This is a genomic window from Halorubellus litoreus (assembly GCF_037081675.1).
Classification (GTDB): domain Archaea; phylum Halobacteriota; class Halobacteria; order Halobacteriales; family Natrialbaceae; genus Halorubellus; species Halorubellus litoreus.
On the sequence record NZ_JAZAQL010000001.1, the window covers coordinates 436,327 to 448,622 of the forward strand.

A 12,296-nucleotide genomic window follows, 5' to 3' on the forward strand; every position below is an offset into this window, starting at 1 on the left:
CCGTCGCGAGCTGGCGTGGAGCTGGGTGCGTCTCCGCCAGTAACCGTGTAGTGGCGATTTTTGCGCCAGCCCGACGTCTGGTATGGTGTATCATGCCAAGCGAATCAGTCCTGCGGTCGATGTACGAGGACATGGTGACGGCGCGCTACTACGAGGAGCGCCTCCAGGAGGAGTACATGGAGGGCAAACAGCCCGCGTTCGACATCTCCGCCGGTCCGATACCGGGTGAACTCCACCTCGCCGCCGGTCACGAGGCCTCGGGCGCCGGCGTCTGCGCGCACCTCCGCGACGACGACACCGTCACCGCGCCGCACCGACCGCACCACATCGCCATCGCGAAGGGCGTCGACCTGAAGCGGATGACCGCCGAGATATTCGGGCGCGAGACAGGGCTCTCGAAGGGGAAGGGCGGCCACATGCACCTGTTCGACCCGGACGTGAACTTCGCGTGCAGTGGCATCATCGCACAGGGCTGTCCGCCCGCGGTCGGCGCGGCACTGGCGGCGAAGAAGCGCAACACGGACGCAGTCGCGGTCGCGTTCCTCGGCGAGGGCGCCATCGACCAGGGCGGGTTCCTCGAGTCGCTGAACTTCGCGAGCGTCCAGAACCTCCCCGTCGTGTTCGTCGTCGAGGACAACGACTGGGCGATCAGCATGCCCAAGGAACGCGTCACGGACGTCCGCGACGGCTCGAAGCGCGCCGACGGCTTCGAGATGCACGGCGAGCGCGTCGACCACGACGACGCCATCGACGTCTACGAGGCCGCCGAGCGAGCGGTCGGGCGCGCTCGCGACGGGAACGGCCCGACGCTACTGGAGGTACAGGTGCATCGCCGCATGGGTCACTTCATGGGCGACGCCGAGGGGTACCGGCCCGAGGCCGACGTCGAACGCCACAAGGCGCGGGACTCCATCGAACGACTCGCCGAGGACCTCCGGAAGTACGGCGTGACCGGCGACGAGGTCGACGAGATACGCGAGGGGGCGGAGAATCGCGTCGACCACGCCATCGACTGGGCGAAGGAGCAGCCAGAGCCCGACCCGAGCGCAGCGCACGAGGACGTGTTCGCGAACCCACCGGCGGGCGCGGCCGGCGAGACGTCTACGACCGCGGCGACCGACGGAGGTGAGGAGTGATGGCCCAAACGCAGGAGGCCGCCGAGCGCGAACTCACGATGAGTCGCGCGATGGTCGAAGCGGTCGCGAGCGAGATGCGCGAGAACGACGAGGTGTTCCTCATGGGCGAGGACGTCGCGGACTACGGCGGCATCTTCAGTTCCGCAACCGACCTCGCCGACGAGTTCGGGCACGACCGCGTGATGGACGTCCCCATCTCGGAGACGAGTTACATCGGCGCGGGCGTCGGCGCCGCACAGGCCGGGATGCGCCCCATCGTGGAACTGATGTTCGTCGACTTCTTCGGCGTCGCGATGGACCAGATCTACAACAACATGGCGAAGAACACCTACATGTCCGGGGGGTCGGTGAACGTCCCGATGGTGCTCACCGCCGCCGTCGGCGGGACGTACAACGACGCCGCACAGCACTCCCAGACGCTGTACGGGACGTTCGCGCACCTCCCCGGCATGAAGGTGGTCGTCCCGAGCACGGCGTACGACGCGAAGGGCCTGATGCATTCCGCCATCAGGGACGACGACCCGGTCGTGTACATGTTCCACAAGCGCCTGATGGGCCTGGGCTGGATGCCGTCGCCGACCGGCCCGAAGACCGACGTCCCCGAGGATCCGTACGAGATTCCGTTCGGCGAGGCCGACGTGAAGCGCGAGGGCTCGGACGTGACCGTCGTGACGCTCGGCCTTCACGTCCACCGCGCGCTGGAGGCCGCGGACGCGCTCGCCGACGACGACATCGACGCCGAGGTGCTCGACTTGCGGACGCTCGTGCCGCTCGACACCGACGCCGTCCTCGACTCCGTCCGGAAGACGGGCCACCTGGTCGTCGTCGACGAGGACTACCGGTCGTTCGGCGTGACGAGCGAGATAGCGGCGCTCGCCGCCGAGCACGCGCTCGACGACCTCGAGTCCGTCCGGCGCGTCGCCGTCCCGGACGTCCCCATCCCGTACGCCCGACCGCTCGAGGACGAGGTCATCCCGGGCGTCGACGACATCGAAGCCGCGGTCCGCGACACCCAGGAATGAGCGGGACGAGCGACACCGAGTCGGCGGGCGAACGCGTCGCGGTCACGCTCGCGTCCGTGTGGCCCGAGGACGCCGACGACATCGACGAGGGCGTCGTCGCGAACTGGTTCGTCCGCGAGGGCGCGACCGTCGACGCGGGCGACACGCTCTGCGAGATACAGATAGAGAAGGTCAGCATCGACGTCCCCGCACCCGTCGCGGGCGTCGTCGACGAGGTCGTGCTCGGCGAGAACGACGAGTTCACGCGCGACGACACCCTCGCGTACGTCCGACCGGCCTGAGGACCGCGTCGCCGTCACTCACCAGCGACCGCGTCGGCGTCCCCACTCGCTTCGCACGCGGCGCAGTCCCGGCGGTACTGCCAGTAGAGCAGCCCCGCGAACAGCGCGACGCTCGCGACGCCGAGGTACGGCCGGAGCGGGTCGAAGTGCGTCATGAGCGCGGACGAACTGAACAGCGCCAGCAGGACGGCGTTACAGATCGGGCACCCGAACGCGAGGACGCCGGCGGCGACGCTCCCCGCGGCGTACCCGTCACCGAGCGGGTCGGCGACGCGCGAGCGCTGGTAGACGAACGCGCCCGCGAACGCGGCGGTCGCGACGAGGAACGCGTAGTCCGCGAGCGTTCGCTCGACCATGCGGACGTAGACGGGGTTCGGAATGAGGCCCGTCACGGTCCCGAAGACGAGGAACGCGCCGACGCCGACGGCCACGGCTCTCGCGACGCCGGAGCGAACGACCGCGGAGGGACGCGGCAGCGACGACATCGGCCGTCGCCTCAGAGGTAGTCGCCGGCGAGCAGTTCCACGCGCTCTCTGGTCTCCTCCGGAATCGCCTCGGTCGGCGTGTTGACCGTGCCCTCCAACGCGGACCAGGCGTCGCTCTCGAAGTCCTCTGGCATCGTCCGCACGGCCTCCTCGACGACGGCGTTGATGGACTCCTGGTTCGCGGCGGCGTTGTCCAGCACTTCCTGGAGCGTCACCTCGTTGTCCGCCTTCCAGACGTCGTAGTCCGTGACGCCCGTGACGGTCGCGTACGCGAGTTCGGCCTCCCGTGCGAGCTTCGCCTCCGGAATAGCGGTCATGCCGACGACGTCCCAGCCCTGCTCGCGGTAGAACTCGCTCTCGGCGCGCGTCGAGTACTGCGGGCCCTCGATGCAGACGTACGTCCCGTCCTCCTCGACGGTGGCGTCGTGGTCCGCGGACTCGGCGGCGTCCGCGAGGTGCGACTTGAGCGCGGGGTCGTAGGGGTCCGCGAACCCCATGTGGACGACCATGCCGTCGCCGAAGAACGTGTGCTCGCGCTGGCTCGTCCGGTCGAAGATCTGGTCGGGAACGAGGAGCGCGCGCGGCGGGAGGTCCTCGCGGAGGCTCCCGACGGCGTTCGTGGAGATGACGCGGTCGACGCCCGCGTCCTTGAGGGCATAGACGTTCGCTTTGTACGGCGCGTTCGTCGGTGTGTGCTGGTGGTCGGGGCCGTGCCGCGGCAGGAACACGACGTCCTTCCCGTGGAGCGTACCGACGGTGAGGTCGTCGCTCGGTTCGCCGAACGGCGTGGTCACGCTTCGCTTCTCGACGTCTTCCAGGGGGAGCGCCTCGTAGATGCCGCTCCCACCGATGATGCCGATGGACATACCACGGCGTTCCCTCGCCGCGGATTTAAGTGCGACGAGTCGGTGGCGTCGTGGGGTCAGTCCCTCGACCGGCCGCGCTCGACGGGGTCGACGAGCGCCCGGACGCGGGCTGGGACGTCGATGGACACGACGACGCCGGCGGCGAGGTACGCGAGGACGGCGGCACCGACGGTCCACGCCGTCGACGGCTCGCCGAGGGCGCCACCGGCCGCGGCCTGGGCCGCGAAGAACGACGAGACCGCCGCGAGCGAGAGCGCAGCGGTGGTGCGAACGGCGACGTCGCGGTCGACCGCCACGGCGGCCAGCCCGAGCGTCGTGCCGCCGACGAGCCACACGGGGCCGACGTCGAGTGCGTCGACGACGAACGCGAACGGGACGAGGCCGACCGACAGCGCGAGCCAGTGCGCGACGAACCGCGCCGCGGCGGCGAGTACCGACCGGCCACGGGGCGAACTTTCGGGGGACACGACCGGTCCGTCGAACGCCTCGGCGAAAAATCCCGTCGATGGACGAGAGAGCACGTCCTCGACGTTGCGACGCGCTAACAAGGGCTACGAGCCTTCTTACGGGCCGGAAGCGTTTCGGTTCGTATGACCGAGAATCGCGAGTTGACCAAGGGAGACCTCCTCGGACCGATGGTGGCGCTGGCGTGGCCGATGATCGTCATCCAGCTGCTGCAGGTGGCGTACAACGTCGCGGACACGTTCTGGCTCGGCGCGCTGTCGGCGGACGCGGTCGGCGCGCTCAGTCTCGCGTTCCCCATCATCTTCCTCCTCATCTCGGTCGGCGGCGGGTTCACCGCCGCGGGCGCCATCCTCGTCGCCCAGCACACGGGCGCGGGCGGCGACGACGCCGCCGGGAAGGTCGCCGGCCAGACGCTCACGTTCGTCCTCGGCGTCTCGGTCGTCCTCGCCGTCCTTGGCTTCCTCGTCACGGACGCGATGCTCGGCCTGTTCCCCGCGGACCCCGAGACGAAAGCCCGGGTCATCCCGCTCGCCGCGGACTACATGCGGCTGTTCTTCCTCGGCAGCCCCGCGCTCTTCGGGTTCTTCGTCTTCGTCAGCCTGCTACGCGGGTACGGGAACACCCGGACGCCGATGCGGATCATGTTCGTCTCGGTCGTCGTGAACGTCGTCATCGACCCGCTGCTCATCTTCGGGTTCCCGGCGCTCGGGATTCCCGCGATGGGCATCGAGGGCGCCGCGGTCGCGACCGTCCTCAGTCGCGCCATCGCCGCCGTGCTCGGGTTCTACGTCCTCTTCGGGACGACCGTCGGCCCGACAATCGAACGCGCGCACCTCGTCCCCGACCTCGACTCCATCGCGGAGATCGTGCGCGTCGGCGTCCCCTCGGCGCTCGAACAGTCGATGGCGTCGCTCGCGATGGTCACCCTCACCGCGATGATCGCGACGTTCCCGCCCGCCGTCGTCGCCGCGTACGGCCTCGGGAACCGCCTCATCTCGCTCGTGTTCCTCCCCGCGATGGGACTCGGGCAGGCGACGAACACGGTCGTCGGCCAGAACCTCGGCGCGGACAAACCCGAGCGCGCCGCACGAGCGACGTGGCTCGCCGCGAAACTCGTCGCCGTCGTCATGCTCGTCGTCGCCGTCGTCGCGCTCGCGTTCGCCGAACCCATCGTCTCCGTCTTCCTCCGCACCGAGTCCGCGACCGCGACCGAGACCATCCGTCTCGGCGCCGAGTACCTGCGCGTGATGGCGGTCGCGTTCTCGTTCGTCGGCGCGTTCCAGGTGTTCCTCGGCGCGTTCCGCGGCGCCGGCGACACGAAGACCGCGCTCGCGTTCAGCGCCGTCGCACTCTGGGCCGTCCGCGTCCCCGTGACGTTCGCGCTCGCCATCGCCGGCGACTTCGGCGCGACCGGCATCTGGATCGCGGTCGCCGTCGGCGACGTCGTCGGCTGCCTCGCCGCGATGGCGTGGTTCACGCGCGGCACGTGGAAGGACAGCGTCGTCGACCGCGACAGCGATACCGACGACTCGAGAACGAGCGAATCGACGACGACCGACGACGCGACCGGCTCCCCGAGCGACCCCGTCGCGACCGACGACTGACGAACCCCCGCACCTGTCACCCTCCCGCAATCGTCCGCGGACCCTCAGTCGTCCGCGGCCTCGTCGTCCACGAGACGCCACTCGCCGGGGCCGGCGTCCGCGACGACACCACGCCGCTCCATCTCAGTGAGTACCTCCGTCATCCGGTTCGGTTGCGCGATCTCCATCTCGATGCGCTCGACGTCGTGGTACTCCGAGAGATAGTGGCGGATGTCCGCCTTCGAGAACGCGTCCTCGTCGGCGCGCTCCATGACGCCCGAGATGACGTCGATCATGTCCTCGATGAAGTTCCACGGGTACACCATCCACGCCCACTCCTCCAAGTTCTCGCCGACGTAATCCGGCTCGAACTCGCTCGTATCCAGCAACTGGAGCGTTGCGGTCCGGACCTCGCCCGCGTCGCGCTCCATCACGTACTCCTCGGCGCGCCGGATGCTCCCCCCGGTGTCCGCGATGTCGTCGATGATGAGGACGTCCTTCCCGTCCACACTCCCCTCGGGCATCGGGTACCGGACCTGGGGCTCGTCTGCCTTCTGCGCGGTCCCGACGTAGTGCTCCATCTTCAGGCTCGTCAGGTCGTCCAGCCCGAGGAAGTCACAGATGCACCGGCCCGCGAACCAGCCGCCGCGAGCGAGCGCCACGACCACGTCCGGCTCGAACGCGTCCCGCTTCACGTCGTTCGAGACGTCCCGGCACAGCGAGTAGATGTACTCCCAGTTCGTGATGGTGCACTTGAAGTCCTCCGGCAGGTCGCTCATGTCCGCGAATCGGCCGCGTCGCCACTTAACCGTTTACTCACAGCGATGATTCACCGCGACGTCGGCGCGACGAGAACCCACGCCGGAACGTGGCACGCCGACGGGCGCTTCCGCTCGCGAGGAACTACTCTATGTTCGCGAGTGCACCGTCGGCGAGCCCGCGGGTGTCGGCGAGGTCGACGTCGGCCCACGCTTCGACGTCGTACGTGACGTCGACGACGTCGTGGAGGCGTTCGGCGTCGCCGCGAGCGGCGGCCCGTTCGACGGCAGCGCGGAGTTGCCTGCGGACGCGGACCGCCAACGCCTCCCGGTCGACGTCGCGGGCGTCGACGTCGAGGATGTGCGGGAGGTCCTCGCCGTGCTCGGGTTCCTCGGGCCACGCCCGCGGGCCGGGCACGTACGCGGCCTCGTCGCCGTCGAGTGCGGGGACGACGAGCGGCACGGCGTCGGGTTCGACGCGGACGACGTGGAACGACTCCGCGGCCGCGTTCACCCGGTCCGCGAGCGCGTCGTCGTCCACCTCGCGACCGGCGCGGAACGCCGCCTCGTTCACCGCCCGCACGAACTCCGACTCGCTGAGCGCCCCGAACAGCTCGAGGACGCCCGCGAGCTCGTCCGCCGACAGCACCTCCTCGCCCCCGTCCGCGGCGTCGGATTCGGTCACGTCAAGACCGGTTCGCGCGCGACACCAAAACCGTTCGGGCGACGGCGTCGCGGGTTGCCGACGGTTCGAGCGACGTCGGCGAGAACGGCACAAGACACTTTTCGGGGCTGGTCGTGGTCCCGACGATGCCTGCCCGTCGTCGCGTTCTCGCCGCGCTCGCCGCCAGCACCGCGACCGTCGTCGGCGGTTGTCAGTCGTTCGCGTCACGCGACTCGACCCGGGGGACGACCGTGGGGGACGCGACTGCGGCGGAAGCGACCACGTTCGCCGAGGGCGTCGCCGACCCGGCGACGTCCTGCGGCGAGCGCACCGAGCCCCGCGACCCGTACTGGACCGCGGCCGGCCCCGGTCCACGTGACGGGTTCCGGCTCACCGCGAGCGCCGACCGGGTCGCGCTCGGCGACGACGTCACGTTCGCGTTGACGAACGTCAGCGACGACGCGCAGACGACGGGCGTCAGCAAGAAGCTCGACGTCCAGCGCGCCACCGGCGACGGCTGGCGCAGCATCTTCGGAATCGCACCCGACAATTGGGGTATCATCGACAACGCGGTGCGGCACGAACCCGGGAGCGGCTTCGAATGGACGGTCACCGTCTCGAAGCGAGGACTCACGGACGCCTTCGAGTACACGCCGACGTACCGCGTCTGTGGCCCCCTTGAGCCGGGGTCGTACCGGTTCGTCTACTGGGGCACCGGGCGGAACGCGGCGCACGCGGTCGGGTTCGAGGTCGTCGGCGACGCCGCCGGTGTCGGCGACTGAACTCGCGAGTCAGTCCCGGACGCGCTCGATGGCGCGGTGGCTGGCGTCGAGGACGGTCTCGGGGTGGAGGGGAACGTCGTGCCACGCGGGGAGGCGGTCGTCGCGGTCGGGCGCTTTGACGGCGGGCGCGTAGGCTTCTATCTGGTCGCGTTCGTCGTGGGCGTCGTACGCGAAGTCGTTGAACGCGGCGTCGGCGGCGTACTGGTCGACGAGCGCGCTCGCGGTGTCCCGATAGGTGTCGCGGAGCGCGTCGTAGTCCACGGGGACGTCGTGGTCGGCGAGCGCGTTGAACAGCGCGCGCCCGACCTGCTGGCTCATGTCCGAGAGCCCTGTCGGCCCGGAGACGGCGCGGTGGTCGTGCTCGTGGCGGCCGAGATCCACCTGCGCGGAGCGCTCGAAGCCTGCGTGCGCGTACGCGTCGGCGAGCGTCCCGATCTCCAGGCCGAACTCGCGTTGTGCGCGGACCTCGCGGGCGAGGTCGCTCGTCATGGCGAACTCGCCGGCGAGCGCGTACCGGAACGCGTCGAGGTAGTCCACGAACGCGTGGTCGGTCGCGTCGTCGAGCGCCCTGACGAGCGGGCGGACGAACAGGCGGAAGAGCCGGCCGTAGAGCTGGTCGTTCTCGACCCTGGCGTAGTAGCCCTTCGAGAACGCGTACTCGCCGGCGAGCGGCGAGAGGAGCTTCGGGACGTGCCGGTCGGTGTACGTCTTCGCGTCCGCGTCGTGGCAGGCGACGAACTCGGCGACGTCGGCGGCGTGCCCGAGCGCGAGCCAGACGTCGCGGCCCTTGCCCGCGGCACCGCCGAGGTCGTGGTCGGCGAGGACGGCGTCGACCTCGTCGCTGTTGCACCAGAGGAGGTCCGCGTCGAGGTCGAAGGACGCGAGCCAGTCCGCGAAGTCGCCGACGTGCTCGGGCGACGCCGACAGCGGGACGACGACCTTCCCGGGGTCGACGGCTTCGAGCGCCGAGAGCGTGCGCTCGGGCGCCAGCCCGGCGTACTCGCGTTCGGTCATCGGCACCACGACCGCCGCGCGCTCCGTCGGCGCCACCGGGTCAGCGTCCCCGTAATCGTGGAGGGTCGTCACGCGCTCCTGGACGTACTCCATCACGTGAGAGTGAGGCCCGGAGTTGTATAATCGGCGCGATGACGGAACGTCGCACCCACCGAGCGCACCAATGGGCGAGTCCACCACCGAGCGCACCCGTCGGCGAATCGAACTGTTTTTCGTATGAGTGGAGCGTGTTCGAACGCATGGACCTGCTGGACGGCGTCCTCTGGGTGCTGCGCGGGCTCTACCACGGCGTCGCGTGGCTGTTCCGAGTCCTCTGGGTGTTCGACTTCGTCCTCGCGCCGGTCAACTACGTGCGACGGCCGTACACGTGCACCGAGTGCGGCGAGCACTACGGCGGGCCGCCCGCGCAGTGCCGGGAGTGCGGGAACACGCGGTTCGCGGAGCGCTCGTTCTGGTGACCGAGACCGGCGAGGGCGCGCCACGCTGCGCTCGACCGGGGCGCCGTCAGTTGACGGCGCGCGCTTTCGTCGGGAGGCGGCCGGCGACGTGGAGCGCGACGAGGACGACGACGAGGCCGGCGACGAGCGCGGCGTACCCCTGGAACGCCGCCGTGAACGTCACGTCGAGGTCGCGCATCGTACCGAGTGCGACGCTGCCCGTGGACTGCACGAGCATCATCGTCCCCGAGTAGAGCGCGTACGCGCTCCCTCGGTGTTCGTCGGGGAGCGCGTCCAGGAGGTAGATGTCCATCGCGGGGAACAGCGAGTGGATGACGTACCCGATGGCGAGCGAGACGGCGACGACCGCGTACAGACCGGAGACGACCGTGAGCGCCATCAGGAGCGTCGCGAACCCGCCGAGGATGGCGAGGATGACGGGGACGTGCGGGACGCGGTCCATGAGTCTCCCGGTCAGCCAGAACGCGGGGACGCCCGCGGCGAAGATCCCCGTGAGGAGGACGCGGCCGGTCGGGCGCGCGACGTCCTTCGCGACGTCGAGGTACTGGACGTAGAAGTTGAAGACGCCGTTCCAGACGAACCCCGTGAACCCGAGGAAGACGACGCCGGCGACGACGAGCGGCCACTGTGCGCGCGCCCCGGCGATGAGGTCTCGGTCGTCCGCGCCGGCGTCCGGGAGTTCGGCGCGACGCGCGACGAGGTAGAACGCGGTCGTGGTGACCGCGGCGAACACGGCGATGCTGGCGAACACGAGCCGCCAGCGCTCGAACGGAACCGATATCCACGCCGCGGCGAGCGCGACGCCGACGAACAGCGGCGCGGCGACCGCCGCGACCTGACTGGCGGTCCCGTGGATACCGAGCGCTCGCCCGACGCTCTCGGGGAACAGCTCGGAGACGAGCGGGTTCGCGGCGATGAAGTACGCGCCGCTGGCGACGCCCATGAGGAGCGAGCCGACGTACACGCTCGGGAGCGACCACGCGAACGTCGTGAACGTCGCCGCGCCCGTCAGGACGAGGCCGGTGCCGAGGACGACGTGATGCCGGGGGACGCGCGTGAGCAGCCAGCCGGTCGGGATGCGTGGGAGCGCGCTCCCGAGCCAGACGAGCGTCGCGATGAGACCGATCTTGCCCTGGGACGTGACGTCGAAGGATGCGGCGAGCGCGTCGAGCATCGGCGCGAACGCGACGCGCGGGAAGTTCACGAGGAACACCATCGCGCACATCGCACCGAACAGTTTCGTCCGTCCCTGTGTCACGCATCGGCCTTCGACGGTCGTCCGCTTACGTATTTCGAACCGAAACTGGCGTGCCGGTTCAGATTCGAACGTCTCGCGTCAACACCTGGAGGGGTCACCGCAGGGTTTTATTACGTGAGTTCGTAGGCCGGAGCATGAAATCTGTCAGGAAGGCGCTCCGCGACGGCTCGCTGTTCAAGGATACGTACGAGCGACTGAACTGCGCCGAGTGCGAGAAGAAGCTCGGGACGAAGAACGACCCGGACGAGATCGGGACGGTGCGCGTCTGCGAGGAGTGCGGCGGCGAGTGGAAGGAACTGTAGAGCCACAGCGCGCGCTCGACCGTCGCGTCGAACGCGCTGACTACTCGAACGCGCTGACTACTCGAACGTCGCGTCGAACGCGTCGGCGCCGAGGGGGTCGAACGCGCCGGCGGCGACGTTGTCAGCGACGTGCGCGGTCGAGGACGCGCCGACGAGCGCGCTGGTGACGCCGGGCGCGGACCGCGCGAAGTTGATCGCTCGCTGGGCGGGCGTGTCGCCGTCGAGTTTCGCGTCGACGGCGTCCGGGATGGCGTCGGCGGTGGCGAGGTCGCCCTGGTGGAGGGACGCGGACGTGAACACGTCGAGACCGGCGGTGTTCGCGAGTTCGAGGACGCTGACGTCGCCGTCGGCGCTCGACTGGCTCTTCTCGGTGAACGCGCCCGCCATGTGGACGTTGAACGGCAGTTGGACCGCGCGGAAGGACGTGGCGGCGTTCCCGACGCGGTCGGCCGCGGCACGGGCGCGCGAGACGACTTCGGCGAGCGAGAGGTACTTCGGGTGGTCGCGGGGGACGCGGAAGCACTCCCAGGTCGCGACGCCGTAGTGCCGGAGGTCGCCGGTCGCGACGCGTTCCTCCATCGCGACGAACGCGTCCTCGATGGCGTCGTACACCGTCTCCCGGTCGTGCTCGGCGAGCTGGACCTCGGGGTTGTGCAGGTAGTACAGGTCGATGACGTCGAGGTCGAGCGCGTCGAGCGACCGGTCGAGCTGGTCGTGGACGAACGCGGGCGTCATCGCGTGCTGGCCGGCGACGAGGTCCTCGCGCTCGAGGGGGCCGTCGTCGACGAACCGCTCGCGGACGTACCGCCCGGGGTCGTCGGGGCGGTCGCCGTCGAACGGCACGAACCCGCACTTGGAGGCGACGAGGAGCGCCTCCCGGTCGACGTCGACGTCCGCGATGGCGCGGCCGACGACGCGCTCGCTGCGTTGCGCACGATAGTTCCGCGCGGTATCGACCACGCTGATACCGCTCTCGACCGCCTCGACTATCGCGTCGTGGTACGCGTCGTCGACCGCGTCCGTCGCGTCGCCGAGGTACGTGCCGAGGCCGATACTGGAGACGACGCCGTCCCCGAACCGCCGGAAGTACGTCCGCCCGAAGTCGTCGGTGTGACGGTCTCGGTAGTCCCACGTCGCCGTCTGCGTGACCATACCGGTCGCTAGCGGTGGTGGCGACAAAAGACCCGCGTTCGACCCGGTTCGGACTTCACAACCGTCATGA

The 12,296-nt window shown here is 69.8% G+C and carries 15 protein-coding genes; 7 read left to right on the top strand and 8 right to left on the bottom strand.

The window, feature by feature from the left end; translation table 11 throughout:
• Nucleotides 1-119: 119 nt before the first annotated feature.
• Genes VYJ16_RS02255 through VYJ16_RS02265 form a run of 3 tightly spaced genes read left to right on the top strand, consistent with a single transcriptional unit; the run spans nucleotide 120 to nucleotide 2,439 of the window.
• Nucleotides 120-1,136 carry a thiamine pyrophosphate-dependent dehydrogenase E1 component subunit alpha gene (locus VYJ16_RS02255; RefSeq protein WP_379761987.1) on the top strand — a complete coding sequence of 339 codons (1,017 nt, stop codon included), beginning with the start codon at nucleotides 120-122 and terminating at the stop codon, nucleotides 1,134-1,136.
• Nucleotides 1,136-2,158, top strand: a complete 1,023-nt coding sequence (locus VYJ16_RS02260; protein WP_336348696.1) for an alpha-ketoacid dehydrogenase subunit beta — start codon at nucleotides 1,136-1,138, stop codon at nucleotides 2,156-2,158. Before VYJ16_RS02255 ends, VYJ16_RS02260 begins: the two co-directional genes overlap by 1 nt.
• A complete protein-coding gene (locus tag VYJ16_RS02265) occupies nucleotides 2,155-2,439 on the top strand; it encodes a lipoyl domain-containing protein (protein WP_336348697.1) in 285 nt (94 codons plus the stop codon). Before VYJ16_RS02260 ends, VYJ16_RS02265 begins: the two co-directional genes overlap by 4 nt.
• A gap of 14 nt (nucleotides 2,440-2,453) precedes the next feature.
• Here the strand turns inward: VYJ16_RS02265 and VYJ16_RS02270 are convergent, their stop codons facing one another.
• From VYJ16_RS02270 to VYJ16_RS02280, 3 genes are read right to left on the bottom strand one after another with little or no spacing between them, the layout of a single operon-like run.
• Nucleotides 2,454-2,924 (bottom strand): hypothetical protein, encoded by a 471-nt coding sequence (locus VYJ16_RS02270; protein WP_336348698.1) that lies wholly within the window; start codon nucleotides 2,922-2,924, stop codon nucleotides 2,454-2,456.
• Nucleotides 2,925-2,935: 11 nt separating this feature from the next.
• Nucleotides 2,936-3,790, bottom strand: coding sequence for an S-methyl-5'-thioadenosine phosphorylase (gene mtnP, locus VYJ16_RS02275; RefSeq protein WP_336348699.1), 855 nt, complete (start codon nucleotides 3,788-3,790; stop codon nucleotides 2,936-2,938).
• Nucleotides 3,791-3,846: 56 nt separating this feature from the next.
• A complete protein-coding gene (locus VYJ16_RS02280; protein WP_336348700.1) occupies nucleotides 3,847-4,257 on the bottom strand; it encodes a hypothetical protein in 411 nt (136 codons plus the stop codon).
• Between the two features lie 123 nt (nucleotides 4,258-4,380).
• Between VYJ16_RS02280 and VYJ16_RS02285 the strand changes: the two genes are divergently transcribed.
• On the top strand, nucleotides 4,381-5,859 hold the full coding sequence (locus VYJ16_RS02285) for an MATE family efflux transporter (RefSeq protein ID WP_336348701.1): 1,479 nt from the start codon (nucleotides 4,381-4,383) through the stop codon (nucleotides 5,857-5,859).
• Nucleotides 5,860-5,903: 44 nt separating this feature from the next.
• Here VYJ16_RS02285 and VYJ16_RS02290 read toward each other — a convergent pair whose 3' ends face one another.
• Nucleotides 5,904-6,617, bottom strand: a complete 714-nt coding sequence (locus tag VYJ16_RS02290) for a phosphoribosyltransferase (protein ID WP_336348702.1) — start codon at nucleotides 6,615-6,617, stop codon at nucleotides 5,904-5,906.
• A 124-nt stretch (nucleotides 6,618-6,741) separates the two neighbouring features.
• Nucleotides 6,742-7,281: a DUF7109 family protein gene (locus VYJ16_RS02295; RefSeq protein ID WP_336348703.1), complete on the bottom strand. Its 540-nt coding sequence runs from the start codon at nucleotides 7,279-7,281 to the stop codon at nucleotides 6,742-6,744.
• Between the two features lie 125 nt (nucleotides 7,282-7,406).
• Between VYJ16_RS02295 and VYJ16_RS02300 the strand changes: the two genes are divergently transcribed.
• Nucleotides 7,407-8,042 carry a hypothetical protein gene (locus VYJ16_RS02300; protein WP_336348704.1) on the top strand — a complete coding sequence of 212 codons (636 nt, stop codon included), beginning with the start codon at nucleotides 7,407-7,409 and terminating at the stop codon, nucleotides 8,040-8,042.
• Between the two features lie 9 nt (nucleotides 8,043-8,051).
• On the opposite strand, the gene VYJ16_RS02305 is transcribed toward VYJ16_RS02300, so the two are convergent.
• Complete coding sequence (locus VYJ16_RS02305; RefSeq protein WP_336348705.1) at nucleotides 8,052-9,149, bottom strand: glycosyltransferase family protein; 1,098 nt, start codon at nucleotides 9,147-9,149, stop codon at nucleotides 8,052-8,054.
• A gap of 146 nt (nucleotides 9,150-9,295) precedes the next feature.
• On the opposite strand from VYJ16_RS02305, the gene VYJ16_RS02310 reads away from it, so the two are divergent.
• Entirely contained in the window at nucleotides 9,296-9,514 is a 219-nt protein-coding gene (locus tag VYJ16_RS02310) for a hypothetical protein (protein ID WP_336348706.1), read from the top strand.
• Nucleotides 9,515-9,560: 46 nt separating this feature from the next.
• Here the strand turns inward: VYJ16_RS02310 and VYJ16_RS02315 are convergent, their stop codons facing one another.
• The gene (locus VYJ16_RS02315) at nucleotides 9,561-10,730 is read right to left on the bottom strand and encodes an MFS transporter (RefSeq protein WP_379761990.1); all 1,170 of its coding nucleotides are present in this window, start codon (nucleotides 10,728-10,730) and stop codon (nucleotides 9,561-9,563) included.
• A 176-nt stretch (nucleotides 10,731-10,906) separates the two neighbouring features.
• Between VYJ16_RS02315 and VYJ16_RS02320 the strand changes: the two genes are divergently transcribed.
• Nucleotides 10,907-11,074, top strand: coding sequence for an HVO_0758 family zinc finger protein (locus VYJ16_RS02320; protein ID WP_227131882.1), 168 nt, complete (start codon nucleotides 10,907-10,909; stop codon nucleotides 11,072-11,074).
• A 57-nt stretch (nucleotides 11,075-11,131) separates the two neighbouring features.
• Here VYJ16_RS02320 and VYJ16_RS02325 read toward each other — a convergent pair whose 3' ends face one another.
• Nucleotides 11,132-12,226 carry an aldo/keto reductase gene (locus tag VYJ16_RS02325; RefSeq protein ID WP_336348708.1) on the bottom strand — a complete coding sequence of 365 codons (1,095 nt, stop codon included), beginning with the start codon at nucleotides 12,224-12,226 and terminating at the stop codon, nucleotides 11,132-11,134.
• Nucleotides 12,227-12,296: the final 70 nt, after the last annotated feature.

What these genes read in the sequence shown, in the direction of transcription:
- VYJ16_RS02270 (WP_336348698.1), bottom strand. Translation starts at nt 2,924, where the DNA reads ATGTCGTCGCTGCCGCGTCCCTCCGCGGTCGTTCGCTCCGGCGTCGCG.
- VYJ16_RS02290 (WP_336348702.1), bottom strand. Translation starts at nt 6,617, where the DNA reads ATGAGCGACCTGCCGGAGGACTTCAAGTGCACCATCACGAACTGGGAG.
- mtnP (WP_336348699.1), bottom strand. Translation starts at nt 3,790, where the DNA reads ATGTCCATCGGCATCATCGGTGGGAGCGGCATCTACGAGGCGCTCCCC.
- VYJ16_RS02285 (WP_336348701.1), top strand. Translation starts at nt 4,381, where the DNA reads ATGACCGAGAATCGCGAGTTGACCAAGGGAGACCTCCTCGGACCGATG.
- VYJ16_RS02255 (WP_379761987.1), top strand. Translation starts at nt 120, where the DNA reads ATGTACGAGGACATGGTGACGGCGCGCTACTACGAGGAGCGCCTCCAG.
- VYJ16_RS02325 (WP_336348708.1), bottom strand. Translation starts at nt 12,226, where the DNA reads ATGGTCACGCAGACGGCGACGTGGGACTACCGAGACCGTCACACCGAC.
- VYJ16_RS02320 (WP_227131882.1), top strand. Translation starts at nt 10,907, where the DNA reads ATGAAATCTGTCAGGAAGGCGCTCCGCGACGGCTCGCTGTTCAAGGAT.
- VYJ16_RS02305 (WP_336348705.1), bottom strand. Translation starts at nt 9,149, where the DNA reads ATGGAGTACGTCCAGGAGCGCGTGACGACCCTCCACGATTACGGGGAC.
- VYJ16_RS02315 (WP_379761990.1), bottom strand. Translation starts at nt 10,730, where the DNA reads ATGGTGTTCCTCGTGAACTTCCCGCGCGTCGCGTTCGCGCCGATGCTC.
- VYJ16_RS02260 (WP_336348696.1), top strand. Translation starts at nt 1,136, where the DNA reads ATGGCCCAAACGCAGGAGGCCGCCGAGCGCGAACTCACGATGAGTCGC.
- VYJ16_RS02300 (WP_336348704.1), top strand. Translation starts at nt 7,407, where the DNA reads ATGCCTGCCCGTCGTCGCGTTCTCGCCGCGCTCGCCGCCAGCACCGCG.
- VYJ16_RS02265 (WP_336348697.1), top strand. Translation starts at nt 2,155, where the DNA reads ATGAGCGGGACGAGCGACACCGAGTCGGCGGGCGAACGCGTCGCGGTC.
- VYJ16_RS02310 (WP_336348706.1), top strand. Translation starts at nt 9,296, where the DNA reads ATGGACCTGCTGGACGGCGTCCTCTGGGTGCTGCGCGGGCTCTACCAC.